This is a genomic window from Tardiphaga sp. 768_D3_N2_1 (assembly GCF_052076105.1).
Classification (GTDB): Bacteria; Pseudomonadota; Alphaproteobacteria; order Rhizobiales; family Xanthobacteraceae; genus Tardiphaga.
The window spans coordinates 2,527,905-2,553,112 of record NZ_CP197245.1; the positions used below are offsets into that span (position 1 = coordinate 2,527,905).

A 25,208-nucleotide genomic window follows, 5' to 3' on the forward strand; every position below is an offset into this window, starting at 1 on the left:
ACTGCGAAAGCATCCATGTCCGCTTCATCAACTACTGCGACAGGCAGGATCGTCGAAGCCTATTACTCGTCGATCAAGATCATCATGGCGGTGTTGCTTGCCGCCATGGTCGTCCTTGTATTTGGCAATGTGGTGCTGCGTTATGTCTTCAATTCCGGCATCGCCCTCTCCGAAGAACTATCGCGCTGGCTGTTTGTCTGGATGGTGTTTCTCGGCGCCATCGTCGGCCTCCGCGAACATGCCCATCTCGGCGTCGACAGTTTCGTGAAGATGCTGCCACCGATGGGACGCAAGATCTGCTACGCACTCAGCCACGCGCTGATGCTCTACGCCTCTGTATTACTCACCGAAGGCTCCTGGAAACAGACGGTGCTGAACTGGGACACGACGGCACCGGCTTCCGGCCTCTCCGTCGGCCTGTTCTACGCCGCAGGCCTCGTCTTCGGCATCGCCTCGATCCCGATCCTGCTGCATGATCTCTATCGCCTGCTCACGGGCCAACTCGCCACGTCGGAGCTGATCGCCATCAGCGAATCCGAAGAGCTGCCTGCGGGACCCGTCGCTGCCAACGGGAACGACCGCCGATGACCATCAGCATCTTCACCTTCTCGCTGCTCGGCGCGATGGCCATCGGCATGCCGATCGCATTCGCACTGATCATCTGCGGCGTCGCCCTGATGACGCATCTGGACATCTTCGATTCCCAGATCATCGCGCAGAACGTCATCAACGGCGTCGACTCCTTCCCGCTGATGGCCGTGCCGTTCTTCATTCTGGCCGGCGAGATCATGAACACCGGCGGCCTCGCCCGCCGTATCCTGAATTTCACCATCGCCCTTGTCGGCCATCTGCGCGGCGGTCTCGGCTATGTCGCAATCCTGACCTCCTGCATCCTGGCGTCGCTCTCTGGGTCTGCCGTTGCCGACGCCGCCGCACTCGGCGCATTGCTGGTCCCGATGATGGTTGCGGCCGGGCATAACCGCGCCTCCGCAGCCGGCCTCGTTGCCGCTGGCGGTATCATCGCGCCGGTGATCCCTCCATCGATCGGATTCGTGATCTTCGGCGTGGCCGCTGGAGTTTCCATCTCAAAACTGTTTCTCGCCGGTGTCGTGCCAGGCCTGATGCTCGGCGGCAGCCTGTGCCTCGCCTGGTGGTGGGTTGCGCGCAACGAGAACTCGGTGAGCCCGCCGCGCCAGAGCTTTGCGCAGATATTTCGGGCGCTGATCGACGGCTTCTGGGCCTTGATGTTGCCGATGATCATCATCGTCGGCCTGCGCTTCGGCATCTTCACGCCGACCGAGGCTGCCGTTGTCGTCGCAGTCTATTCCTTCATCGTGGCGACGTTCGTCTATCGCGAACTGACGCTGGCGCAACTCCTGAACATCCTGATCAGTTCGGCGCAGATCACCGCCGTGGTGATGTTCCTGGTCGCGGCAGCGCTGGTGTCGTCATGGCTCATCACGGTCGCGGAAATCTCCGGTCAGATCGTCGAACTCGCCCGCCCCTTCCTGGGCAACCAGACGCTGCTGATGATCGTGCTGATGATCATCGTCGTCATCGTCGGTACGGCGCTCGACATGACGCCGACCATTCTGATCCTGACGCCGGTGCTGATGCCGATCGTCCGCGAGGCCGGTATCGACCCGGTCTATTTCGGAGTGCTGTTCATCATCAACAACGCGATCGGACTGATCACGCCACCTGTCGGCGTGGTGCTCAACGTGGTGTGCGGCGTGGCCAAGGTCAGCATGGACGAGATCATGCGCGGCGTCTGGCCATTCATGATCGCTCAACTGGTCGTGCTTGGTTTGCTGACGCTGTTTCCGTCGCTGGTGCTGGTGCCGGCGAAATGGCTTGGCGGCTAGCGGAAGGAAGACAACAATGAAACGCGTGATGATCCTGAACGGCCCCAATCTCAATCTGCTCGGCGTCCGGGAGCCGCACATCTACGGCACCACGACGCTGGATCAGATCAAGGCCAGCTGCGAGGCGCAGGCAAAAGCGCTCGGGCTGGCGCTGTCCTTCCATCAGTCGAACCACGAAGGCGTACTGGTCGACCTGATCCAGTCGGCGCGTCAGGATGCGGACGCGATAATCATCAATCCCGCTGGCTATTCCTTCACGTCGATCGCCATGCTCGATGCCATGAAAGCGTTCGAGGGACCGATCGTGGAGCTGCACATTTCCAATATCCACGCCCGCGACAAGTACCACCGCCACTCGGTCCTGTCGCAGGCCGCCACTGCCGTGATCTGCGGCCTCGGCCCTTACGGCTATATCGCGGCGATGCTGGCCGTGGCGCAGATGCCGGACAAGACAAGCGCCTGAGCAAACCGACCGCTCAAGAAAAAAGCCGCGCAGGATAAGCTGCGCGGCTTTTTCATTAGAAACGGGATGCGAAAACTACGAGCCCGGCGTCCAGGCCTGATAGTCGCCCGTTGCCTTGGGACGCCGGCCGCTGGCGAGCGTCGAGCCTGACGGACGATAGGCGGCGGGGCTGCCAGTTAGATTCGGCTGGTGCGGCTTCTGCCATTCGCGTGGCGTGTAGGTCTCTTCGGTCGGTGGCACATCGACGGTGTGATGCATCCAGCCATGCCAGCCGGTCGGGATCTTGGTGGCTTCGGCATAGCCGTTATAGATCACCCAGCGGCGCTCGAAGCCCAGCGTCGGGTCGATCTTGCCGCCCTTGGTGCGGTAATATTTGTTGCCCTGCTCGTCGGTGCCGACCAGTTCGCCGAATCGCGACGTCCACAGGTTCGTCCCGAAGGTCGTCCCGCTCCACCACGTGAAGAATTTCAGCAGAAACTGTTTCATATTTTGAACCGTTCGAAGGTTTTCGTCGGGCTGTTGATGCCATCGGGGCCGCCAAATGTCCAGTTGCCGCCGCGACCGATCGCCGCCTGCAACTGATCGTGACAAGCCTCCTATGGGCCTTCCCCGTACCCTACCTCCAAAAGCACCGACGGTCGCAGAATCGGCGCAATCCATTCATGCCGCATACAGTTCCAGACGGCCATTCTGTTGTTGCGCAATAACCGCGCGGCGGCAGGGAACGGCAATCCCTTCAGGGGGTTGAAGATGCATCCCAGACAGGAGCAAACGATGACGAATTTGAAGATATTGAGTGTCGCAGCAGCCGTCGCTGTGGCCATCCCCGCCTTCGCAGTGACACCCAGTTACGCCCAGAACACCAAGGTCGTGGGCGTCGGTCCCGGCGGTGCGCGGACGATTGGCACGTTCTCTGGCGGCGGCCCGCGCTTTGGTGGTGGCGGAGGTGGCGGAGGTGGCGGAGGTGGCGGAGGTGGCGGCTGGCATGGCGGCCAGCGCCCCGGCGGCGGTGGCTGGAATCACGGCGGCGGCTGGCGCGGTGGTGGCTGGCGCGGCGGCGGTTTCGGCCCGGGCTTTGCAGCCGGCGCGATCATCGGCAGCGGTCTGGCCGCCAGCAGCTATTACGGGAATTCCTACGGCTATTACGGCGGCAGCCCGTATTACGGCAGCAGCTATTATGACGACGCCCCCGACGTGGTCGAAGTGGCTCCCGACACCGGCGGCGGCGACGTTGACTACTGCATCCGCACCTACAAGTCGTACAATGTGCGCACCGGCACGTATCTCGGTTATGACGGTCTGCGTCACGCCTGTCCGTAACACGACGATCTGGACGTAAACAAAGGACGATGCCCGCGGCATCGTCCTTTGTCGTTTCTGGTTTGCGCCTGCCATCTCAGGGTCTAAGAACGTAGATGCAGCACGCGGGGGCATTCAGGGAACTCGCGCGTAGTGTTGGTGGACATGTGGACCTATCTACCGGTTCGATGGGTCGACGACGTCGGGTGTGAGCAGGTTCAGTGGACGCGTCAGACAAGCCGAAGATCGCCAGGCTCCATCCCAATGAAGCCGAACGCCTCAAGGCGCTGCGCTCCTACGGCATTCTCGACACCGCCTTTGAGCCATCCTTCGACGACATCACCAAGATCGCCAGCTATGTCTGCCAGACGCCGATCTCGATCATCAGCCTGGTCGATGAAGGCCGGCAGTGGTTCAAGTCGGAGATCGGTCTTGGCATCCGCCAGACGCCGATGGATCAGTCGATCTGCGCGCATGCAATCCTCGAACACAGCTTTCTCGAAGTCGAGGATGTCACCAGAGACTCCCGCTTCAACTGCAATCCGCTGGTAACAGGCGCGCCGCATGTGCGCTTCTATGCCGGCGCACTGCTACGCACGCCCGATGGCCTGCCGCTCGGCACGGTCTGCGTACTCGACGACAAGCCACGCGTACTCTCGACCGAGCAGCGCGAGGTGCTTGCCGCCCTCGCCCGCCAGGTCATGGCGCAGATGGAATTCCGCCGCGCGCTGCATCTGTCGGATCGGCTTCAGCGCAATATCAGCCGGTTGATGGCAGTGGCAGGCCACGACCTGAAGCAGCCATTGCAGGTCATGATCATGGCGATCGACCGCGTCCGCAGCAGACTGATCGACGAGAAGGACCGCGAGCGGCTCGGCTATGCCATCGATGCCGGCATGCGGATGGCGGAAGAGCTCGACCGTCTTGCCGAAGCTTCGGCGATGGATGCCGCCTTTGGCGTTCCCAACCTGCGCTCATTCCCGATCTCCGACGTCTTCGAGTCGACCATCGCCAACTGGCGCCTGCATGCCGACGCCAAGGGCCTCGACCTCGTCATTGTGCCAAGCAAGGCGCGGGTGGTCAGCGACCCCGGCATGTTGCGCGCGATCCTTGGCAATCTCGTCGGTAATGCCATCAAATACACCGAGCGCGGCCGCGTGCTGGTCGGCTGCCGCAAGCACGCCAACGCGGTGACCATCGAGGTGCTGGACTCCGGCGCCGGCATTCCCGCCGAACAGCTCACCGCGATCTTCGACGCCTTCCATCAGATCAATCCGGCCAGCGAAGGTCTCGGCCTCGGACTATCGATAGTTCGGCGCACGGCCGAAGCGCTCGGCCATGTGATCGAGGTGAAGTCTGACCTCACCCACGGTTCGCATTTCACTGTGAAAGTGCCGTTGGCGGCGAAACAGGTCTAACGCCATTCAGCCGAATACATTGGACGTCGCCATCAGCAGCAACCGGCCCCGTTGCGCGCTCGGGACCGCGCAGGCTCCCGCTGCGGGCGAGTGCCAGGCCAGCCGGCAGGATAGCGACGACCATACTGGTACCGCCCTGCTCTGACGGCGGTGCCACTCGGTGAACAGCAGTTTCATGGCCGGCCAGGTCAGCCCCAATCCGACAAATGTGAGCGCCAGGAAGAGCAGACCAGGCGGAGCGATTCGCGGGCGGACTTTGCAGTGTCATGGAGAAAACCGGCCAAGGAATCGGCACTGACATGCGCGCAATCGGAAGGCTTGACCACCGCCGGTGGAGGGAACCTGACCGGCAGGTACTGCTGCGTCTGAGTCCCCCCAAACGCAATCCCTGGATGACAAAATAAAGTTGGGCTGTGAACAGTGGGCGCAGCTCGGATTCCGGACAATTTTAGAAATATTTTTGACTTCCGAATCCATGAGGACTCACTGATACTTGCCCTCAATCGAGGCGCGCTTAGACCCCTTGGTTATCCACCCTTTCCACCATATTTAGTATTTGATTCAGGAACCCCGACTAATCCTTGACGGGTGAGTTCGGTTTGGCCTAGTTTTCGAACTGTTCGGCGCGGGTCGTATTTTGTCCCGCCGGACGCTCCCAAACGGGTTCCAGATTGACCGCTCCGTCCTCCAGTCGAGGCTACGGGATCGGGGATTTGCGTCCTGGAATCCGGGCCGGAAACTCGGCGTTTGGAGCACTAAAAAACGGGCCGGAAACCGGCTCAAACAGCGTGGTGAGGCGTTAGGATCGGGTCGACCTGCAGTTGCAGGAAAAGCCAGATCCGGGAAGCATGACCCCGGCAGTCCCGGGTGGCCGAGATGACGGCCAGCACATGCTCCACAGAGATAAACAGGACCGGTTCACCCGGCCAAGCTGCGGCGAATTTGGGGCAACCCGGACGTCGCTAACAGAAATCACCGGCGCCGCCAGATGGGGTGTCGGGCTTAAGACGGGGCACGACCACGATGCAGATTCAACGCCGCTACACCACCGAAGGACAGTCGCCCTATGCCGGGATCGACTTCCGTCTGACCACGTCTGAAATCCGCAATCCGGATGGCTCCGTGGTGTTCAAGGCCGACGGCGTTGAAGTGCCGGAATCGTGGTCGCAGGTTGCGTCCGACGTGCTCGCGCAAAAGTATTTCCGCAAGGCCGGCGTTGCCGCGCGTCTGAAGAAGGTCGAGGAAGAGACGGTGCCGTCGTGGCTGTGGCGCTCGGTGCCGGACACCGATGCCCTGGCCTCCCTGCCCGAGAAAGAGCGCTTCATCGGCGAACTCTCGGCCAAGCAGGTATTCGACCGGCTCGCCGGCTGCTGGACCTATTGGGGCTGGAAGGGCGGCTACTTCACCAGTGAAGCCGACGCCCACGCCTTCCATGACGAGCTGCGCTACATGCTCGCCAAGCAGATGGTCGCGCCGAATTCGCCGCAGTGGTTCAACACCGGCCTGCACTGGGCCTACGGCGTCGATGGTCCCGGCCAGGGCCACTACTATGTGGACTGGAAGACCGGCAAGCTCACCAAGTCGAAGTCGTCCTACGAACATCCGCAGCCACATGCCTGCTTCATCCAGGGCGTCGAGGACGATCTGGTCAATGAAGGCGGCATCATGGATCTGTGGGTGCGTGAAGCTCGCCTGTTCAAATACGGCTCGGGCACCGGCTCCAACTTCTCGCGCCTGCGAGGCGAAGGCGAGAAGCTGTCGGGCGGCGGTCGCTCGTCGGGCCTGATGTCCTTCCTGAAGATCGGTGACCGTGCTGCGGGCGCCATCAAGTCGGGCGGCACCACGCGCCGCGCGGCCAAGATGGTCGTGGTCGATGCCGACCATCCAGATATCGAGACCTATATCGACTGGAAGGTGAAGGAAGAGCAGAAGGTCGCGGCCCTGGTCACCGGGTCGAAGATGAACCAGAAGCACCTCAAGGCCATCATGAAGGCCTGCGTGAATTGCGAAGGTTCGGGCGACGACTGCTTCGATCCCGAGAAGAACCCGGCGCTGCGCCGCGAGATCAAGCTCGCCCGCCGCTCGCTGGTCACCGACAACATGATCAAGCGCGTGATCCAGTTCGCCAAGCAGGGCTACAAGGACATCGCCTTCGACATCTACGACACCGACTGGGATAGCGAAGCCTATCTGACCGTTGCCGGCCAGAACTCCAACAACTCCGTCTCGCTGAAGGACGACTTCCTGCGCGCCGTCGAGACCGATGGCACATGGGACCTGATCGGTCGCACCAACAAGAAGGTGATGAAGACCATCAAGGCCCGCGATCTCTGGGAGAAGATCGGCTACGCCGCTTGGGCGTCCGCCGATCCCGGCCTGCACTTCAACACCACCATGAACGACTGGCACACCTGCAAGTCGTCGGGCGATATCCGCGCGTCCAATCCGTGCTCGGAATACATGTTCCTGGACGACACGGCGTGTAACCTCGCCTCGGCCAACCTGTTGACCTTCTACAACACCACCACGAACATCTTCGACATCCAGGCCTATGAGCATCTCTGCCGCCTCTGGACCATGGTGCTCGAAATCTCCGTGATGATGGCCCAGTTCCCGTCGAAGCCGATCGCCGAACTCTCCTACGAGTTCCGCACCCTCGGCCTCGGCTACGCCAATATCGGCGGCCTGCTGATGACCATGGGTCTGTCCTATGACTCGCAGGAAGGCCGCGCGCTGTGCGGCGCTCTCACCGCTGTGATGACCGGCGTCAGCTACGCGACCTCGGCCGAGATGGCCAAGGAGCTCGGCCCGTTCCCCGGCTACAAGAAGAACGCAGCTCACATGCTGCGCGTCATCCGCAACCATCGCCGCGCCGCCCATGGCGAAACCCGCGGCTATGAAGGCCTCGCTGTCAATCCGGTGGCGCTGGACCATGCCTCCTGCCCGCAGGCGGATATCGTCGAGCGTGCCAAGCTCGCCTGGGATCTCGCCCTCGAACTCGGCGAACTCCACGGCTATCGCAACGCCCAGACCACAGTCGTGGCGCCGACCGGCACCATCGGCCTCGTGATGGATTGCGACACCACCGGCATCGAGCCTGACTTCGCGCTGGTGAAATTCAAGAAGCTCGCCGGCGGCGGCTACTGGAAGATCATCAACCGCGCCGTGCCGGCTGCACTGCGCAAGCTCGGCTATCGCGAGAGCGACATCGCCGAGATCGAGGCCTATGCCGTCGGTCACGGCTCGCTCTCCAACGCACCGGGCATCAATGCCTCCACCCTCAAGGCAAAAGGCTTCACCGACGAAGCGCTGAAGAAGGTCGAGGCAGCATTGCCGACCGCCTTCGACATCAAGTTCGCCTTCAACAAGTGGACCTTCGGTGAGGACTTCCTGCGCGACGTCCTGAAGATCGAGGCAGAGGCGATCGCAGCCCCCGGCTTCGACCTGCTCGCCGCCCTCGGCTTCACCAAGCGCGAGATCGAAGCCGCCAACGTGCACATCTGCGGCGCGATGACGGTGGAAGGTGCCCCGCACCTCAAGGCCGAGCACTACGCCGTGTTCGATTGCGCCAATCCCTGCGGCAAGATCGGCAAGCGCTATCTCTCGGTGGAAAGCCACATCCGCATGATGGCGGCGTCGCAGCCCTTCATCTCGGGTGCGATCTCCAAGACCATCAACATGCCGAACGACGCCACGGTGGAGGACTGCAAGTCCGCTTACCTGCTGTCGTGGAAGCTCGCGCTGAAGGCCAACGCGCTGTATCGCGATGGCTCCAAGCTCTCGCAGCCGCTCAACTCGCAGCTCATCTCCGATGAGGACGAGGACGAGGATGCGCTCGAGAACCTGATGGAGAAGCCGATGGCGGCCCGCACCGCCGCGATCTCCGAGAAGGTGGTAGAGCGTCTGGTCGAGCGCATCGTGGTCATGCGCGAGCGCGAGAAGATGCCGGATCGCCGCAAGGGCTACACCCAGAAGGCCGTCGTCGGTGGCCACAAGGTCTATCTGCGCACCGGCGAATATGATGACGGCCGCCTCGGCGAGATCTTCATCGACATGCACAAGGAAGGCGCGGCGCTGCGCTCCTTCATCAACAACTTCGCCATCGCCGTCTCGCTGGGCCTCCAGTATGGCGTGCCGCTGGAGGAATATGTCGACGCCTTCACCTTCACCCGCTTCGAACCCGCGGGTCCGGTGCAGGGCAATGACAGCATCAAGTTCGCGACCTCGATCCTCGACTACGTGTTCCGCGAACTCGCCGTCAGCTACATGTCGCGCTTCGACCTCGGCCATGTCGACCTCTCCGAGACCGGCTTCGATGCGCTGGGCAAGGGTGAGGAAGAAGGCAAGGCGCCCGATGAAGCCACGAAGTATGTCTCGCGCGGCCTGACCCGCTCGCGCACCGACAACCTCGTCGTCATGCGCGGTGGCGCGACAGCCGTCGCCTCCCCGTCCGACAGCGCTCCCGCTGGCGGCGCACGCGTCACCGCCTTCGCCGGCGGCCGCACCGGCGATGCTGTCGAAGGCGCCGTGGCGCTGAAGACTGCCGAGCCGACCGTCGCCCTGTCGCCGACCGAAAAGCTCGAGGCGCAAGCCTGGAGCAAGGCCGGCACCGCGGCTGCCGCAGCACCGAGCAAGGCCGAGCGCCGCGCCGAGGCGAAAGCCAAGGGCTATGAGGGCGACATGTGCGGCGAATGCTCGAACTTCACGCTGGTGCGGAACGGGACCTGTATGAAATGCGATACGTGCGGCAGCACGACGGGGTGTAGCTAAGACTCCAAGACTCAAACCGTGGAATGCAAAAGCCGCCCTACTAGGGCGGCTTTTTTTCCGTCGTCACAAGCAACCCTAATGACATGTGGATAAACCCATTAGCGGATTTTTAGAGCTAACGATCCCCTGTACTTCTCATCGCCTCGTATTTCCACCGAATTGATTCGGTTAGCTAGGCACTTAAGTTTTGTAAAGCAGCGATATAACTATCATTAAAGGTAGTCTATGCTTTCTTTTGCTACAGAATTCCCGGTTGATCCCACGCGCAAGACAAGCGCGTTTCTCGACGCTGTGAAATTTTGGCTCCTGCATTCTCCGCATACGGAGTTTGTCCGCGAAGATTTTGAAAACGCCCCGACATCTGGCCCTTGGACGATAATACGGCAGGGCGAACAGCTCGACGCTCTCTTTTTTGCTGACGAGAGTGAGAGCTCAGCAGCTATCAAACACACGAAGCCCGATGGAGAGATAAACTGGGAAACCACCGCCGTATTTTCGGCTACCGAGACTGATGCGTGGGTTAGTATCCGGACTTCACGCGAATCGACCCACCCCGCCACTACGCTGCCTCTTGCGAAAAAACCAATACTTGTCCGTACCCTACTGGACAAATTAGGCGGAGGAACCGACGGTCACCTCGTAGTATCAGGTGCGAGCCGCCGATTAACCAATAGCGAGGTTGGACTAGCGGCAAGCTTAATACTCGGCGATTCAAGCTGCCACCTGCCGGTCGTCTATGTGAGTGCTGGCTTCAATGGAAAACATGCCATCGATGCAAATTCGCTCGCCAATGACCTCGCAGGTATGGCCCACGTAGTATCCGAGCCAAACCGCCCTTTTTCTCAGCGTCTTCAAATCGATGTGAGTTCTGACAATGTCTACGGAGGCGCAATCGGGATTTACTGGCCCAATGGGCAGGGAAGGCGCTCATCTTTTCTGGAGAGGGATTACAACGGCAAGGGTAGTTTGAAGAGAGCGATCGTCGAAGAAGTTCGAACTGCCCTCTTAAACCGACGCCCGACATTCCGGTGCACTTGGTCGTCGGTCGAACAAGACACTTCACGATCCGCATATAACGCTCTCAAAGAATCCGGATCGAAAGAGATCGACCAGTACATCGACGCCTTTGACACCGAAATGAAGGCAAAAGAGCAGTTAATTCGAGATGCTGAGAACGAAATCTCGCGTCTTCAAGCTGAAGTACGGAAACTTGAATCACGGCCTGCTTCTTCGAAGGGCATAGTACTACAAGTAGGAAAAGAACAGGACTTCTATGCAGGAGAGATCACTCAGATAGTCTTGGACGCTGTCGAAGAAGCACAACAACGAGCCTCAAGCGACAGTCGACGTGCACATATACTAGCTTCGATCACCTCCGATATGGCGCCGATAGCCGCAACCAGGACTCATCGAGAGGAACTTAAAGACGTTCTTCGCACCTATCGGACCATGGATGCAAAGACGCGGAAAGCACTAGAGAATATGGGATTTTCTATCACGGACGATGGAAAGCACTACAAACTAATTTTTCAAGAAGACGACCGCTATATGTTCATTCTAGCTAAAACCGGTAGCGATCATCGCGGCGGCTTGAATGCCGCAAGCGACATCGCCAAGCGACTATTCTAAAAGCAAGCGCAGGGCGGATAGCCCAACGTAATCCACATTGTCGTACCGGCGGAATACGCTTCCGCCTTCACTCTGCGAGCTACGGCGGACAGGTCGCACTTGCGTCCCACGCGTTGAGGTCGGACGTTGCGCCGCTTGGGAGGCGACTGCGCGTCGCGCCTACGTCATTGACGAGTCCTGCAATGCTCTATCTAGTTGCCGCAGTGCCGCCACGCGGCAGCCAGATGACCGGAATATCAATATGCGCCTTCTAAAGACTCGCTGCCTTACTCGTCTCACCGTCGCAACCCTGCTGTCCGCCGCACTGTCATTGCCCGCTCACGCGGACACCGGCAAAGTCCGCTTCAAGTTCTTCAAGGCCGGATGGTTCATCGGAGCGCAGACAGGGAGCGGAATCCTCAGCTTCCGTGGTGAGATGTATCCGTTTCGCATCGGCGGCGTGAGCGCAGGCCTGACGTTTGGGGGCTCCTCGACCGATCTGGTCGGCTCGGCGCAGAATATGCATCAGGCTTCGGACATCGAAGGCATTTATACGGCGCTCGGTGCAGGTGTGGCGGTCGGTGCAGGCAGGCGCGCCATCCAGATGCGCAACGCCAAGGGCGTCGTCCTGACGCTGGAAGGCGAGCAACTGGGCCTCCAGTTCGATCTGGACCTGAGCGGAATGAGCGTCTCCATCCAGAACCAGTAATCGGATGCACCAGCGTGCGGGATCGATCAGGACCAGTCGTTAGTTTGCACGCGATTGTCCGCTCTCAGGCTGCTCTTCCGAACTGTTGAGCCGACAGCCACGAACACACCGCGGCTGGAATGGCGCCCGTCAGCGTGACGGCGATCATCTCGCTGCGAACCATGGGGTTGCCGAGATACCACGCAACCAGTTGCGCCATAACGGCCGCGACGGCCATTGACGCAATCGCGCGGAGATAAAACGGCTTCGCCGACAGCACCCAGTCTGCACACGCAGCCACCCAGCCCGGCACGATGGCCAGGACATAAGCGAATCCGATCAGGAACATGACGAAATCGAGCTTCGGGACGCCCTCGTGAATGACCAGAGGGGTCACGTAAACGAGCAGCGCGAGCGGCGAGAACAGCGCCGTAAAAACCAGAAACCGTTTCATGTCGCCTCCGTCAGCGCGGTCATCTCCGCTTCCGACTGGCTTGCGCAATGGAGCCGGAAATCTCTTCCCTTTGTCTCGCATCCCGGGTGTCACGTTCAATCTGGTCGGTCGAACACCCCCTGCGTGCCTCGACCGCCATCCCCTATCGCAACTTCCCCAGCCACAACGCCGCAAGCGCCGAGCGATTGCCGTGGCTGAGCAGCTGCTGCCGGTGAAATCATTGGAGCCCGCGCATCACGAAGCCCAGACGTTCGCTGTCCGGCGGCGAGAAGCACCGGAGCGAAACCCATCGGCGGAGCTGGTCGCATCGACGGACAGGATGGGTTTCGCATAGTTTATCATCGAGCGCGCTTTGCGCGCCCATTGGCTCAACCCATCCTGCTGTTACTGGTTGATCTCGGGCTCGACGAGTTTCGTGAGCTTGCGCAGGGATTCCTGCCAGCCGAGATAGCAGGCTTCGGCCGGGATCACATCCGGCACGCCCTGCTGCTCGACATTCAACTCCGTGCCGACAGACACGGCCTTCAACGTGATCGTGACCTTCAGCTCGCCCGGCAGGTTGGGGTCATCGAATCTGTCGGTGTAGACGAGGCGTTCGCCGGGGACGAGTTCCAGATAGGTCCCGCCGAAGGCGTGACGGTCGCCCGTGGTGAAGTTCCGGAATGACATCCTGTGACGGCCACCGACCTTCGCATCCAGCTCATGGACGGTGCATGTGAACCCATAGGGCGGAAGCCAGCTCGCAATCGCGTCAGGCTCAATGAACGCGCGATAAATCTTCTCAGGCTTGGCGGCAATGACGCGATGCAGACGGATCGTGCTGGGCATGGGTTTTCCCTGTGTTCGGTCTCATTCGGATGTATCGAGCAACGACCTTCCGCCGCCCGATACATCCAGGACGAACGGGTCCGTCAGGTCCCGACATTTCGGCAGAATAAATATCCAGAGAGCATCGGCACGGCTGCCTCGCACGGGCGCGTCTGATGGCACAGCGAGACGCGCGATGCCGTCTCGCACTTTTGTCAGATTTTCGGGATCGCGTCCGCCGTCACTCCTGCGACGCGCGCGCATCCCGCTTCGCCTGCGCCGCCTTCGTGGTGTGCACGGCGCGGCCGACATCGGCGCGGTCCAGCACCGCATGGCGGCGGCCGCTCTGCAGGTTGGCCATGCCGCGATGCGCGGTGCGGCCGGGATCGGGGAAACTGCGCTGCGCGGCGTTCTTGCGTTTCAGGGCCTGTCGCAGCGCCGACGTGGCCGCCTCGCGGGCCGCGTCCGCGCGCCGCCGTTCGGCTTCGGCATTGAGGCGCTTGAGGGCCGCGGCAAAAATCTGCTTGCGGTGGGAGGGCTGTTCCACATTGCCGGGGAAACTCGACCCACGCTCGCCCTTGCGGCCGCTGATGGCGCGCCGGATTTCGCGCGTCAGCGTGCGCTCCTTCTCGCGAAAACCACGCACGCGTCCCACCAGTGCGCCCAATTCTTCTCCGCTCAATCCCGCGATCTGCGGCTGCCTGGTGGCCTTGAGCATTTCCGCTTCCTCATGCGACAGCTTCGATCGCTCTGCTTTCCATGACGTGGTCATTGCGACACCTCGTTCCGGGAGCCCCTCAACAAGCCTAGCATAGTCGCCGCCGCGGAGCGTGAAATTCCAAGGCGCGGGTCTGTCGGACTTGCTGCGATTTACTTCAAAATGTCGCTGCGGAGGCGTCGCCGAACAGCAGGCGTAGAACGGATCACCGGAACAAGCATAAGGCGGGTTAGTGCAGCGCAACCCGCCTTTGCCACTCGGCGGAATACGCTGCGCTATTCCGCCCTGCTCGCTATCCGCTCAGTTCTTGAACTTCACCTGCCCCGATTTGCCCTCGGCCGTCTTCAGCGTGACGCTGACCGTCGCTCCCTTAGGGACATCGCCCCTGGTTTCGGCTTTCAGCGCCGTCCCGGAAACGACAAGCGGCAGCGTCTCGCGGTCGCTGCCGGATGTCAGCAGGACCGCACCGGTGAAGCCGGTCGCCGGGATCGGTTTGCTGGCCTCGTCGATGACGTGAAACGTCAAGGTCTTGCCCGAGACAATCATTTCCAGATGCACGCCGGCGACGTCTTCCATCGGCCCGCCATTCGGCCCCTTCTGATGGGCGTGCTGCGCCATCGCCGGAGCGGCAAACAGCAGCGCGGCTGCGACGAGCAGGATTGTCTTCATCAATGGTCTCCCTGGGTGGTGTGAACAGGCATCGCCTCCAAATCGGCAGGCGAAGCTTCGCGGCGGAACAGGACGTAGAGCGCTGGAAGAACCAGCAGCGTGAGGATGGTGGACGAGACGATGCCGCCGATCACAACCGTGGCCAGCGGGCGCTGCACTTCGGCGCCCGCCCCCGTCGCGATGGCCATCGGCACGAAGCCGAGCGAGGCCACCAGCGCGGTCATCATCACCGGACGCAGGCGTGTCAGCGCGCCTTCGCGGACGGCTTCGACGATCTTCATGCCCTCGGAGCGCAGCCGCTCGATGAAGGTGATGATGACGAGACCGTTGAGCACCGCCACGCCCGAAAGCGCGATGAAGCCGATGCCCGCGCTGATCGACAGCGGAATGTCACGCAGCAGCAGCGCGAAGATGCCGCCCGTGAGCGCCAGCGGCACGCCGCTGAAGACCAGCAACGCATCAGCCACGGAGCCGAGGCTGATGAACAGCAGGAGGAAGATCAGCGCCAAGGCCACCGGCACCACGATGGTCAGGCGTTTAGTGGCGGAGACCAACTGCTCGAACTGGCCGCCCCAGCCGATCCAGTAACCCGCCGGCAGTTTCACCTTTTCCGCGACCTGCGCTTGCGCGTCGCCGACGAAGGAGCCGAGATCACGGCCACGCACATTCGCGGTCACCACGATACGGCGCTTGCCGTTCTCGCGGCTGATCTGGTTCGGGCCCGGCGCGACGTCGATGGAAGCCACCGCCGACAGCGGCGTGTAGCGCATCTGCGCCAGCGACGAGTTGCTGTTGAACGACGCCCTTGTGGTGGCTGCGGCGGGTGCTTCGGCGGCCGGCAGGGGGATCGGCAGATTCTTCATCGCCTCGACATCCGCGCGCATCTGCTCGGGCAGACGCACCACCAGAAGGAAGCGACGATCACCCTCAAAAACGAGCCCGGCATTCTTGCCGCCAATCGCCGTTTCGACCACGCTCTGGACATCCTGAACGCTGAGGCCGAGACGCGACAGGGCTGGACGATCGAGCTTCACGGTCAGCACCGGCAGACCGGCCACCTGCTCGGTCTTCACATCGGCCGCACCGGGCACGCCGCGCAGGACGGCCTCGACCTTCCCGGCCGTCTCCAGCAATTTGTCGAGATCATCACCAAAAATCTTCACGCCGACGTCGCTGCGAACGCCCGAGATCAGTTCGTTGAATCGCATCTGGATCGGCTGCGTCAGCTCATAGACATTGCCCGGCAAGAGCTCGCCCTGCCGCTCGATGGCGGCGACGACATCGGCCTTGCTGCGCTTTGGGTCCGGCCACTGGTCGCGTGGCTTCAGCATGATGATGGTGTCGGCGACATTGGGCGGCATCGGATCGGTCGCGACTTCGGACGTCCCGATCTTGGAGAACACCTCTTTCACTTCAGGCAGTTGAAGCAGCGCCTTTTCCAGCCGCATCTGCATGTCGATGCCCTGGGTCAGACTGGTGCCGGGAATGCGCATGGCATGCATCGCGACATCGCCTTCATCGAGGCTCGGGATGAACTCGCCGCCCATCCGCGATGCCGCAAATCCGGTGACGACCAGCAGCAGGACCGCCGCGATGGCGACAGTACGACGAAAGCGGATCGAGAGACCGAGCAGCGGCAGATACACGCGGCGCGCGCCGCGCATGAAGAAGTTTTCCTTCTCCGTCACCTTGCCTGTTACCAGCAACGCCACCGCCGCCGGCACGAAGGTCATTGACAGGATAGATGCACCGGCCAGCGCCATCAGTACCGTGAGCGCCATCGGCATGAACATCTTGCCTTCGACGCCCGTCAGCGTGAGCACGGGCAGATAGACCACGGCGATGATCAGCGTGCCGAGCAGGCTCGGCTTGATGACCTCCTTCGAACCCGCCAGGATCGTGGCGAAGCGCTCCTCCCGGGTCAGCAGGCGCCCCTGTTTCTGCTGCTCATGCGCGAGCAGGCGCAGGCAGTTCTCGACGATGATGACGGCGCCGTCGATGATGATGCCGAAATCGATCGCGCCGAGACTCATGAGATTGGCGCTGACCCTGCTCTCCACCATGCCGCTGATGGTGATCAGCATGGACAACGGAATGACCAGCGCGGTGGCGACCGCGGCTTTGAAATTACCGAGGATGAGAAAGAGGATGACGATGACCAGCAGCGCGCCTTCGAGCAGATTTTTCTCGACGGTCTTGATCGTTGCTTCGACCAGTTTCGTGCGGTCATAGAGCACGCGAGCGACGATGCCTTCCGGCAATGACTGCGTGATCGAGTCGAGCTTGGCGGCGACGCGCTGCGACACCGTGCGGCTGTTCTCCCCCATCAGCAGCATCGCGGTGCCGAGCACCGTTTCCTTGCCGTCGAGTGTCGCCGCACCGGTGCGCAGATCAGTGCCGATCTGGACCTCGGCGACATCGCCGATGCGCACGGGCACGCCGCTGCGCGATCCAATCACGACGCGCCGGATGTCGTCGATGTCGGCCACCTGTCCGGGGGTGCGGACCAGATATTGCTCACCATTACGCTCGATATAGCCGGCGCCGACATTGGCATTGTTGGCCGCGAGCGCCGTCATCACATCGCGGAAGCTAAGGCGATAGGCCATCAGTTTGCTCGGATCGGGCAGCACGTGGAACTGCTTCTCGTAGCCGCCGATGGTGTTGACCTCGACGACGCCGGGCACCGTCCGCAACTGCGGCTTGACGATCCAGTCCTGTACGGTGCGCAGATCGATCGGCGTGACCGGCGATCCGTCGGCGTTCTTCGCGCCCGGCTTGGCGTCGAGCGCGAATGTGTAGATTTCACCGAGGCCGGTGGAGATCGGCCCCATGGCGATCTCGATGCCGGTCGGGAGCTGATCCTTGACCTGCTGCAGCCGCTCGCTCACCTGCTGGCGAGCGAAATAGATATTGGTGCCTTCGTTGAAGACGATGGTGACCTGGCTGAGACCGTAGCGCGACAGCGACCGCGTATATTGCAGGTTCGGGATGCCGCTCATATTGGTTTCGAGGGGAAACGTGATGCGCTGCTCCACTTCGAGCGGCGCATAGCCGGGCGCTTCCACATTCACCTGCACCTGGACATTGGTAATATCCGGCACGGCATCGATCGGCAGGCGCGTGAAATTCCACGCCCCCAACGCAGCGGCGGCAAGCACACCGATCATCACGAACCAGCGCTGGCGAATCGAGAATTCGAGGATGGCGTTGATCATCGCGCCGCTCCGCTCGTGATGGACGTCCGGAGGTCAGTGGTCATGAGATGCCTCCCCCTTGCCGCGTTCGGCCTTGACCACGAAACTGTTCCTCGCTGCGTAGCGGTCGCCATCCATCAGGCCGAACACGATCTCGACATTCTCGAAATCGCGCGCACCGATTTCGACGTCGCGGGTCTCGAATTTGTCGCCGTTGCGGACGAACACCACATTGCGGTTCTCGACGCTCTGCAGCGCCGATCCCTTCACAGCGACCGGGACCTGCTTGGCCGCCAGGATCAGCCGCGCCGACACAAACAATCCGGTGCGCAGCCGCATGCTTTCATTCGCCACCACAGCGCGCACCAGCGCGCTCTGGGTGTCGCTGCTGCCGACCGGCGAGACATAGGACAGCTGCGCCTCGATCGGCTTGCCGCCGTCGCCGACATCGATCTGCACGGTGTCGCCGATGCGCACCCGCGGCAGATCGCGGCGATACACCGACAGGTCCACCCACACCGTCGAGATGTCGGCGACGATGAAGGCCGGCTTCTGCTCGGACGCATATTCGCCGAGCGAGATCTGACGGTCGATGATCGTGCCGGAGATCGGCGCCCGCATTTCATAGACCGTAAGGCTCTGGTTGCTTTCAATCCTGGCGAGCAGTTCGCCCTTCTCGACGGTGTCGCCGATGCGCTTCTTGATCTCGCGCACGACGCCGGGGAAACGCGGCGTGACCTGCACGAGCGCCTCCTGGTTGGGCTGCAGGATGCCGTTCAGAACGATGGAATCGCGCAGCGTGCCGGCGCCAGCCGTCAGGATCTCGATGCCCGCGGCGGCAACCTTGGCGTCGGTCATCCTGACGATGCCCTCGTCTCCATGCGCGTCGCCTTTTTCGCCATGTCCCTTCCCGCCATGCCCCTTGTCGCCAGCTTTCGCGTCCTTCGCAGCCGGCGCGGCAATGCCGCTCGGCGCGCTGGCATAAACACCGGCGCCAACGGCGAAGATCGCCGCGGCTGCCAGCAACATCCTGATTGGCTTGTTCATCGTGCGCTCCCTCGCGCCAGTGCAAACGGATTGCCGATCAGCCCCTCGATGGTGGCGACGGCGACATGGAAATTCTGTTGGGCTTCCTGTTCGCGCAGGCGCGCCTGCGCGACGCTGGCCTGCGCGTCGAGCACTTCGAGCAGCGAGTAGCGTCCCTGCCCGTAGCCCTCGGAAATCGCATCGGCCGCGTCCCTGGACTTGGGGATCGCCGTCTCGCGCAGGACGGCGAGTTCGCGCAGCGAGCCCTGCAGCGAGTCATAGGCGCGACCCGCCACCACGATCAGCGTGTTGCGGTTGCCCTGGCGTTCGGCGGCGGTCTTGGCGAGACTTTCCTGTGCGGAGAGGATATTGCCCTGGTTCTGGTCGAACACCGGGATCGGCACCGACAGCGACAGCCGAACGGCGTTGTCGCCGGTCTCATTGAAGCGGCGCCATCCGGCGGACACCGTGACGTCCGGATAGGGCTTCAACCGGGCAAGTAGCAGTTCGGCGTTGCGCTGTGCATAGATCGCCTTCCAGCGCACGAGCTGCGGATTGGCATCGATCGCCGCGACCACCGACTGGAAGGTCGGCGGCCTGCCGATCGCTTCCAGCCGTCCGGAGACGACAGCGAATTTCGGCGCGCTATCGCCCATCAGGATCGCCAGTTCACGGCGCGCGCTCGCGAGAGATGACCTCGTGCGCTCACGGTCGGCCTTGACCAGAGCCGATGCGACCTCGGCGCGTCCGGTCTCTGCGATGGATGATGCGCCAGCCTCGACGCGCCGCTGCAGCAGCGGCGAGATCTTGTCGATCGCCTCGATCTGTTCGTCGAGGATCTGGATCCGCCGCTGCAGGCCGAGCACGCTCACGAAGGCGATCGCGGTCTCGGAGAGCACTTCGAGCCGGATGGCCTGGCGTCCGATACCCGCCGCATCGAGGCCTGCCTGACCGGCAGCGATGCGCGCATCGCGCTTGCCCCACAGCTCGAACATCTGGCTGACCTGCAGCGTGGTCTCCGCCGAGCGGGTCCCCTTATAGGCGCCCGAACCGAACGAATTGTCCTGTTCGTAGGAGATCTCGGGATTGATCAGCGCGCCGGACTGGATGCGCTGGCCGCGCGCGATCCCGACGTCACGCTCGGCGGCTGTCAGACGCGGACTGGCGGCGAGCGCGCGTTGAAGCGCAGCCCCCATGGTGAGGGTTTGCGAATGAGCTCCCCCCGTCAGCGGCGAACTGACGAGCAGCACAGATGCGCACGCAAAACGCGTGGCGATCTTCGAGAACATGATTGAAACCTGACGAATGACGGAGTCTGGGCGCGATGCGCCCGGCGATGACGGTCAGGTCAGGAATTTGGGTGGGGGAGGATCGATTCCGCGCGGCAGGCTGCGACGTTCGATATCGTGAAAAACCGCCGTGCGGGTCTCGATGGAGACGGGCATCGCCGTGAAGACGAGCGGCTGCGCCGTCACGGAGAAGCAGCCGTGACAGTGATTGTCCGCGACCACTCCCTTGTCGGAATGGCCGATCGCCTTCTCGGCAAGCGAGACGATTGTCGTTCCGGATGGATTGGTCACATCGCACTCGCAGAGACCGTGCATGGCGCCGGCGAAGACATACGTCGCCAGCACGACCATGACCAACGCCCTGCGCGAGATGCGCAGCAGGCCATGGCGGAAGATGCGGGCGAAAATCGTCACTTTGGGGCTTCTCTTTCAAATTCTGCGAGCGAGGTAGCACGGATCGGCGATTCATGTCGATCCGCAATAATGTAACAACGTCGCAGTTCGCTAGTCGATTTCGGCGTCTTTGCGGCCTTTTCCCAGCCTGCAATTCAACGCGACGTCTGGCCGCATCGTCATGATCGTCTGAACGTCAACGCGCGAACGGGCACAGCATCACCGGGACGTGGAAAACTCGTTGTCCTGCATGCCATCTGTCCTGATCTGTCCGAGCAGGCCGTAGATGTCACCGAGTACCCAGAGGTCACGGACCTTCGGCCCGTCGAACGAGAAGATCGGCGCTCCAAGCCAGCCGACGAGCTTTCCTGTCGGCGGATTGCCGAACATCGCTTCGCGTTGAACGCCATGGAAGTAGACCTTGCCGGAAACGCGATTGCCCTCCTCGATCATCAGGAGAATGTCCGTCGTGTAATTCTGCAGCGCGCCGGTAACCCAGCGGACGTAGTCGGCGAACTGTCCATGCCCGACCAGCACCGGCCCGAGCGATCCCCTGAAGGTGAAATCCTCATGGAAAATTTGCGGGATCAAAGTCACGTCCGCGTGGTCCCACATATCCTTGTAGAACGCACGGACCACCTCCTTCTGCGGCGTGAGCGTCACGCCATCGAACGTCATTGGCTTTTCAACATGATCGCTGCGTGTGTTCATCGCCCTCGGCCCAACATGATGGAATTGAAGAACGACACTAGCAATCGTGGAGCGGATTAGCGAAGCGTAATCCGCCGCGGTCAAGATGTTTACGCGGCGGAATACGCGGAGTTTATCATCGGGCGCGCTTCGCGCGACCCGTTGGCTATTCCGCCCCGCAGCTGAGCGGTGACCACCTCCTGCCCCTCACGTCAATCTTGCACCCTGCCCCGGAAACCTCGAATATCCCGCCCAATTCAAAAACGCCCCCGGGAGATTCCAGGCCTATGCAGTTCGATGACGTCATTCTCGGCCGCCGCAGCATCCGCGGCTACAAACCCGATCCGGTCCCCAAAAAGCTGATCGAGGAAATCATCAATCTGGCGATGCGCGCGCCATCGTCGATGAACACCCAGCCATGGAATTTCTATGTCGTCACCGGCGAGCCGCTCGATAAGATCCGCGCCGGCAATACCGAACGGATGATCGCAGGCATCCCGCAGTCGCGCGAATTTCGCACCGGTCAGGCCTTTGCAGGTCATCACCGCGACCGGCAGGTCGGCGTCGCCAAGCAATTGTTTGCGGCGATGGGGATCGCGCGCGACGACAAGGAGATGCGGCAGGACTGGGTGCTGCGCGGCTTCCGTCAGTTCGACGCACCGGTCTGCGTGATCGTGACCTATGACCGCGTGCTGGACGGCAGCGACGATACGCCGTTCGATTGCGGCGCCGTGGCCACCGCCCTCGTCAATGCCGCCTGGTCGCGCGGCCTTGGCGCCGTGATCAACAGCCAAGGCATCATGCAGTCGCCGGTGGTGCGCGAGCATGCGGGAATTGCCGACGATCAGGTCATCATGAAAAGCATTGCGCTGGGATGGCCGGATGACAGCTTTCCGGCCAATGCGGTGGTCTCCGAACGGAAGTCAGTCGAGGAAGCGACGGTGTTCGTCGGCTTCGAATGAGCGATCATAGCCCGCCATGAAACTGCACGCCCCATCCGACACCGCCTGGACATCCCGGCAGGACGAGGAGCTTCGGCGGCAACTGGCGGCCGGGCGCAGCATCAACGAGGTCGCACTGCGCCTGAAGCGGTCGCCACTCGCCATCCGAACCCGTGTGAAGAAGCTCGGCATTCGCGAAGGTCAGATAGACTAGCGACGCGTGGTCCGCCCGCGCGATAGTCGTTGCACGGAGCGGGACTTGTATGACCTGCGTTACCATTCATCCTCTATTTTCCGAGCATACAAAAACCCCGCCATTTGGCGGGGTTTTTCTTTTACTACCAGTGATAGCAGGACGACGCGGCGCGGAGCGCTTCAGTCCTTCATTGGAGCTCTTATTTTCGAGACCAAGCCCTGGTTTTTCCGGGAACGAATCATTTCCACACCGATTGAATCCGCAGTTCGATCATCGTTACGATGGAGTTGAACTATGCGTGGGGCCTGGACCCCATCGGTCGTGCCGAACGGCGACGATCAAAATGTGTACTTGGTCGTGGACGGCCGACAGGGCGGTTGTGTTTGGCGCGAGGCCGATGTGGGGAAAACAGACCTCGATACCGTCATCGCCGATTTCTTTTCAGGGCGATATTCCGCCCCTGACCGCGTGGTCGCTTTCAATGTAACCGAATGCTGGACGAAAGACGTATCAGCAGATATTGCCCGCTATATTCGGCAACGGGCCGCTGTCACCTGCGAGGATCTGCCACCCGGCGTGAAGGACTTCGTCGAGCGCTACGCCGAACGTGAGCGCAGGTCGATAGTCCGGCCGGCGTGATGGTGCCTGGATTTCGCCGGGTTTATCGCTTCGTGCGGCGATGGGTCCTTGCCATGCGCGAAGCGCGGTTGACGTCCCTTCCATTCCCGCGCATCCAGCCCCCAACGAGAAACTTGGGGGCGGAACGTGCTTTACCTCATCTGGGCACTGCCAGCGCTGGCGGTCATTGGCGCCATCGCCAGCGGGCTTGCCGGCACGCTCCCCTCCTCGCTCATCGGCCTCGCCACGGCGCTGGCCGTGGCCCTGACCACCGCTCCGCAACTGTTCGGGATCGCTGACGCCGCAACGGCGCTGCTGCGCGGCGCATGGATCGGCTGGATCGTCGTGCCGTATATTCTCGGCGGGTTGCTGTTCTGGCAAATGGCGATCCGGCCGGGCGACGCGGCCATGCCGGTCGAGACGTCATTGCCGGATGCGCATGCGCGGCGACGCCTGCTGTTCACCGCCTGCTATCTGATCGGGCCCTTCGCGGAATCCGCCACCGGCTTCGGCATCGGCATCATGGGGACGATGGTGCTGATCCGCCGCCTCGGCTTGAAGCCGATCGAGCTGCTCGCCTTCTCGCTGATCAGCCAGACCATGATCGTGTGGGGCGCCATGGGCAGCGGCGCGGTGGTCGGTGCTGCCTTCGCGCGCACCGATCCCACGGCGCTCGCGCTGCGCACCAGCCTCATCTATCTCGTGTTCAACATCCTGTGGCTGCCGATCTACTGGCGCATGGCGGAGCGCGCCGGTATCACCGCCGACTGGCGCGAGCGCGCCAGCGAAGCGCTCTGGCTACTCGGCAGCCTCGGCCTCGCCATCGTTGCGACGGCGTTTCTCGGACCGGAGCCGGCGATGCTGGCGGCGTTCGGACCAGCCATCGTGCTGCGCTATCTGATCGACGAGAAGCCGGACCGCGCGGCGATCGCTGATGCAGCACGGCGCATGCTGCCATTCACGCTGCTGATTGGCTGGCTCGCGCTGACGCGCCTCGTACCGCCGCTCAACCAGATTCTACAGACCACGTGGAGCATACAGCCCTTCGCCGGCGCGCCGGTCTGGGCGCCGTTGTTTCACGCAGGCACCTGGCTGGTCGTGGCGGCTGTGCTGACCGCCCTGCTGCACGGCCATCAGCGGGCCTTCCCTGCGGAAATCGCAGCCGCCTGGAAGACAGGCCGGCTCGCGGTGCTTACCGTGATCGTGTTCTCGATGATGGCCGAACTGCTATCGCGCTCGGGCATTGCCGGCGGCCTCGCCCGCGGCATGTATGACACGTTCGGGGTCTGGTCGGTGACGGTCACGCCGATGATCTCGGCCGTGTTCGGCGCCCTGGCCAATAGCGGCAATGCGGCCAACGGGCTGTTCATGCCGTCGCAGCTCAGCCTCGCCACCGAAGCCGGTCTCGACATCGCCGCCGTCGTCGCACTTCAGCACGCCGCCGCGCTGTCGCTCAACATGGTCTCGCCCGTGCGCATGTCGATCGTCTGCAATCTCGCCGGCACGCCCGGCCACGAGCGCGACGCTTATCGCGCGATGCTGCCCTTTGTCGTGGTCATCGTCGCGGTGCTGCTTACGATCTCGGTGCTGATCGCCACACGGCTCATTTGAGGTTCAGTGGCTCGAATGAGCCGGAAGCCAGTGGCGATCCCTCGTCACCCGATCTTGAACTTGCTGTAAGCCTCGCTCGTGCAGATGATCACATGCTCGGCGCAGCCATTGGTCCGGTGCGGGTCGCAGCGGTTTTCATAGTCCGGCGATGTCATCATCTCCACGAAGACTGCCACGGAGGGATAATAAACGAGCGCCAGATAGTCCCACTGTTGATGGTCCGCTTCGCCGAGCGCGACGGCTTTGGCATCGCCGGTCCACAGCAATGTGCCGCCGCGTGCTTTGATCATCGGCACGGTCAGCGCGCTGTAACGCAAATAGGCGTCCCAGCCCGATCCGTCGCCATCGAGCGAACGCTCGCGGAAGCGCATCAGATTGACCATCACGATCGGGCCCTGATGCTCCAGCTCCTTCAGTCCCCTGATATTCAAGAGATCGACGCCCATGCACAATCTCCTGTTTCAGCAAGCGGTGGGCAGATTAGCTGA

23 protein-coding genes are annotated in these 25,208 nt (G+C 62.1%); 12 read left to right on the forward strand and 11 right to left on the reverse strand.

All coding sequences use genetic code 11. From position 1 onward, the window contains the following. The first annotated feature begins 15 nt into the window (after positions 1–15). Genes AB8A27_RS11680 through aroQ form a run of 3 tightly spaced genes read left to right on the forward strand, consistent with a single transcriptional unit; the run spans position 16 to position 2,328 of the window. Positions 16–588: a TRAP transporter small permease gene (locus AB8A27_RS11680; protein ID WP_441242042.1), complete on the forward strand. Its 573-nt coding sequence runs from the start codon at positions 16–18 to the stop codon at positions 586–588. Then, positions 585–1,865, forward strand: a complete 1,281-nt coding sequence (locus AB8A27_RS11685) for a TRAP transporter large permease (protein WP_441242043.1) — start codon at positions 585–587, stop codon at positions 1,863–1,865. Before AB8A27_RS11680 ends, AB8A27_RS11685 begins: the two co-directional genes overlap by 4 nt. Before the next feature lie 16 nt (positions 1,866–1,881). Continuing rightward, positions 1,882–2,328 carry a type II 3-dehydroquinate dehydratase gene (aroQ, locus tag AB8A27_RS11690; RefSeq protein ID WP_441242044.1) on the forward strand — a complete coding sequence of 149 codons (447 nt, stop codon included), beginning with the start codon at positions 1,882–1,884 and terminating at the stop codon, positions 2,326–2,328. A gap of 75 nt (positions 2,329–2,403) precedes the next feature. On the opposite strand, the gene AB8A27_RS11695 is transcribed toward aroQ, so the two are convergent. Beyond that, positions 2,404–2,814, reverse strand: a complete 411-nt coding sequence (locus AB8A27_RS11695; protein WP_092143609.1) for an NADH:ubiquinone oxidoreductase subunit NDUFA12 — start codon at positions 2,812–2,814, stop codon at positions 2,404–2,406. A gap of 288 nt (positions 2,815–3,102) precedes the next feature. Here AB8A27_RS11695 and AB8A27_RS11700 point away from each other — a divergent pair, with 288 nt between their 5' ends. The 5 genes from AB8A27_RS11700 to AB8A27_RS11720 all read left to right on the forward strand — a co-directional run bounded on the left by AB8A27_RS11700 (position 3,103) and on the right by AB8A27_RS11720 (position 12,132). Next, positions 3,103–3,648, forward strand: coding sequence for a BA14K family protein (locus tag AB8A27_RS11700; protein WP_441242045.1), 546 nt, complete (start codon positions 3,103–3,105; stop codon positions 3,646–3,648). Positions 3,649–3,848: 200 nt separating this feature from the next. Further along, on the forward strand, positions 3,849–5,045 hold the full coding sequence (locus AB8A27_RS11705) for a GAF domain-containing sensor histidine kinase (protein WP_441242046.1): 1,197 nt from the start codon (positions 3,849–3,851) through the stop codon (positions 5,043–5,045). A gap of 1,023 nt (positions 5,046–6,068) precedes the next feature. Beyond that, entirely contained in the window at positions 6,069–9,815 is a 3,747-nt protein-coding gene (locus AB8A27_RS11710; protein WP_441242047.1) for a vitamin B12-dependent ribonucleotide reductase, read from the forward strand. A 225-nt stretch (positions 9,816–10,040) separates the two neighbouring features. Next, a complete protein-coding gene (locus AB8A27_RS11715; protein ID WP_441242048.1) occupies positions 10,041–11,444 on the forward strand; it encodes a hypothetical protein in 1,404 nt (467 codons plus the stop codon). 241 nt (positions 11,445–11,685) lie between these two features. Next, on the forward strand, positions 11,686–12,132 hold the full coding sequence (locus AB8A27_RS11720) for a hypothetical protein (protein ID WP_441242049.1): 447 nt from the start codon (positions 11,686–11,688) through the stop codon (positions 12,130–12,132). A 64-nt stretch (positions 12,133–12,196) separates the two neighbouring features. Here AB8A27_RS11720 and AB8A27_RS11725 read toward each other — a convergent pair whose 3' ends face one another. From AB8A27_RS11725 to AB8A27_RS11765, 9 genes are all read right to left on the reverse strand, one after another. Continuing rightward, on the reverse strand, positions 12,197–12,565 hold the full coding sequence (locus AB8A27_RS11725) for a hypothetical protein (protein ID WP_441242050.1): 369 nt from the start codon (positions 12,563–12,565) through the stop codon (positions 12,197–12,199). A 384-nt stretch (positions 12,566–12,949) separates the two neighbouring features. Further along, positions 12,950–13,393 (reverse strand): SRPBCC family protein, encoded by a 444-nt coding sequence (locus AB8A27_RS11730; RefSeq protein WP_441242051.1) that lies wholly within the window; start codon positions 13,391–13,393, stop codon positions 12,950–12,952. Between the two features lie 220 nt (positions 13,394–13,613). Then, positions 13,614–14,144: a hypothetical protein gene (locus AB8A27_RS11735; protein ID WP_441242052.1), complete on the reverse strand. Its 531-nt coding sequence runs from the start codon at positions 14,142–14,144 to the stop codon at positions 13,614–13,616. A 246-nt stretch (positions 14,145–14,390) separates the two neighbouring features. Further along, the gene (locus AB8A27_RS11740; RefSeq protein WP_441242053.1) at positions 14,391–14,759 is read right to left on the reverse strand and encodes a hypothetical protein; all 369 of its coding nucleotides are present in this window, start codon (positions 14,757–14,759) and stop codon (positions 14,391–14,393) included. Then, positions 14,759–17,977, reverse strand: a complete 3,219-nt coding sequence (locus AB8A27_RS11745; protein WP_441242054.1) for an efflux RND transporter permease subunit — start codon at positions 17,975–17,977, stop codon at positions 14,759–14,761. Before AB8A27_RS11745 ends, AB8A27_RS11740 begins: the two co-directional genes overlap by 1 nt. A 33-nt stretch (positions 17,978–18,010) precedes the next feature. Continuing rightward, on the reverse strand, positions 18,011–19,003 hold the full coding sequence (gene ihpB, locus AB8A27_RS11750) for a divalent metal ion exporter adaptor subunit IhpB (protein ID WP_441242055.1): 993 nt from the start codon (positions 19,001–19,003) through the stop codon (positions 18,011–18,013). Then, positions 19,000–20,271, reverse strand: a complete 1,272-nt coding sequence (gene ihpA / locus AB8A27_RS11755; protein WP_441242056.1) for a divalent metal ion exporter subunit IhpA — start codon at positions 20,269–20,271, stop codon at positions 19,000–19,002. The genes ihpB and ihpA overlap by 4 nt, the downstream gene beginning before the upstream one ends. 54 nt (positions 20,272–20,325) lie before the next feature. After that, positions 20,326–20,685, reverse strand: coding sequence for a hypothetical protein (locus AB8A27_RS11760; RefSeq protein WP_441242057.1), 360 nt, complete (start codon positions 20,683–20,685; stop codon positions 20,326–20,328). A gap of 198 nt (positions 20,686–20,883) precedes the next feature. Beyond that, positions 20,884–21,342, reverse strand: coding sequence for an ester cyclase (locus tag AB8A27_RS11765; protein ID WP_441242058.1), 459 nt, complete (start codon positions 21,340–21,342; stop codon positions 20,884–20,886). A gap of 299 nt (positions 21,343–21,641) precedes the next feature. Between AB8A27_RS11765 and AB8A27_RS11770 the strand changes: the two genes are divergently transcribed. The 4 genes from AB8A27_RS11770 (at position 21,642) to AB8A27_RS11785 (ending at position 24,720) form a co-directional block, all read left to right on the forward strand. Beyond that, on the forward strand, positions 21,642–22,316 hold the full coding sequence (locus AB8A27_RS11770; protein WP_441242059.1) for a nitroreductase: 675 nt from the start codon (positions 21,642–21,644) through the stop codon (positions 22,314–22,316). A 16-nt stretch (positions 22,317–22,332) separates the two neighbouring features. Then, positions 22,333–22,509, forward strand: a complete 177-nt coding sequence (locus AB8A27_RS11775; protein ID WP_441242060.1) for a hypothetical protein — start codon at positions 22,333–22,335, stop codon at positions 22,507–22,509. A gap of 276 nt (positions 22,510–22,785) precedes the next feature. Next, complete coding sequence (locus AB8A27_RS11780; RefSeq protein ID WP_441242061.1) at positions 22,786–23,130, forward strand: hypothetical protein; 345 nt, start codon at positions 22,786–22,788, stop codon at positions 23,128–23,130. A 126-nt stretch (positions 23,131–23,256) separates the two neighbouring features. Continuing rightward, positions 23,257–24,720, forward strand: coding sequence for an L-lactate permease (locus tag AB8A27_RS11785; RefSeq protein WP_441242062.1), 1,464 nt, complete (start codon positions 23,257–23,259; stop codon positions 24,718–24,720). 44 nt (positions 24,721–24,764) lie between these two features. Here AB8A27_RS11785 and AB8A27_RS11790 read toward each other — a convergent pair whose 3' ends face one another. Next, a complete protein-coding gene (locus AB8A27_RS11790; RefSeq protein WP_441242063.1) occupies positions 24,765–25,166 on the reverse strand; it encodes a DUF1330 domain-containing protein in 402 nt (133 codons plus the stop codon). Positions 25,167–25,208: the final 42 nt, after the last annotated feature.

Coding starts and splice junctions, on each gene's coding strand:
- AB8A27_RS11685 (WP_441242043.1), top strand. CDS start 585: ATGACCATCAGCATCTTCACCTTCTCGCTGCTCGGCGCGATGGCCATC.
- AB8A27_RS11790 (WP_441242063.1), bottom strand. CDS start 25,166: ATGGGCGTCGATCTCTTGAATATCAGGGGACTGAAGGAGCTGGAGCAT.
- ihpB (WP_441242055.1), bottom strand. CDS start 19,003: ATGAACAAGCCAATCAGGATGTTGCTGGCAGCCGCGGCGATCTTCGCC.
- AB8A27_RS11730 (WP_441242051.1), bottom strand. CDS start 13,393: ATGCCCAGCACGATCCGTCTGCATCGCGTCATTGCCGCCAAGCCTGAG.
- AB8A27_RS11700 (WP_441242045.1), top strand. CDS start 3,103: ATGACGAATTTGAAGATATTGAGTGTCGCAGCAGCCGTCGCTGTGGCC.
- AB8A27_RS11780 (WP_441242061.1), top strand. CDS start 22,786: ATGCGTGGGGCCTGGACCCCATCGGTCGTGCCGAACGGCGACGATCAA.
- AB8A27_RS11680 (WP_441242042.1), top strand. CDS start 16: ATGTCCGCTTCATCAACTACTGCGACAGGCAGGATCGTCGAAGCCTAT.
- AB8A27_RS11775 (WP_441242060.1), top strand. CDS start 22,333: ATGAAACTGCACGCCCCATCCGACACCGCCTGGACATCCCGGCAGGAC.
- AB8A27_RS11695 (WP_092143609.1), bottom strand. CDS start 2,814: ATGAAACAGTTTCTGCTGAAATTCTTCACGTGGTGGAGCGGGACGACC.
- AB8A27_RS11740 (WP_441242053.1), bottom strand. CDS start 14,759: ATGAAGACAATCCTGCTCGTCGCAGCCGCGCTGCTGTTTGCCGCTCCG.
- AB8A27_RS11715 (WP_441242048.1), top strand. CDS start 10,041: ATGCTTTCTTTTGCTACAGAATTCCCGGTTGATCCCACGCGCAAGACA.
- ihpA (WP_441242056.1), bottom strand. CDS start 20,271: ATGTTCTCGAAGATCGCCACGCGTTTTGCGTGCGCATCTGTGCTGCTC.
- AB8A27_RS11725 (WP_441242050.1), bottom strand. CDS start 12,565: ATGAAACGGTTTCTGGTTTTTACGGCGCTGTTCTCGCCGCTCGCGCTG.
- AB8A27_RS11745 (WP_441242054.1), bottom strand. CDS start 17,977: ATGATCAACGCCATCCTCGAATTCTCGATTCGCCAGCGCTGGTTCGTG.
- AB8A27_RS11765 (WP_441242058.1), bottom strand. CDS start 21,342: ATGACGTTCGATGGCGTGACGCTCACGCCGCAGAAGGAGGTGGTCCGT.
- AB8A27_RS11720 (WP_441242049.1), top strand. CDS start 11,686: ATGCGCCTTCTAAAGACTCGCTGCCTTACTCGTCTCACCGTCGCAACC.
- aroQ (WP_441242044.1), top strand. CDS start 1,882: ATGAAACGCGTGATGATCCTGAACGGCCCCAATCTCAATCTGCTCGGC.
- AB8A27_RS11770 (WP_441242059.1), top strand. CDS start 21,642: ATGCAGTTCGATGACGTCATTCTCGGCCGCCGCAGCATCCGCGGCTAC.
- AB8A27_RS11710 (WP_441242047.1), top strand. CDS start 6,069: ATGCAGATTCAACGCCGCTACACCACCGAAGGACAGTCGCCCTATGCC.
- AB8A27_RS11735 (WP_441242052.1), bottom strand. CDS start 14,144: ATGACCACGTCATGGAAAGCAGAGCGATCGAAGCTGTCGCATGAGGAA.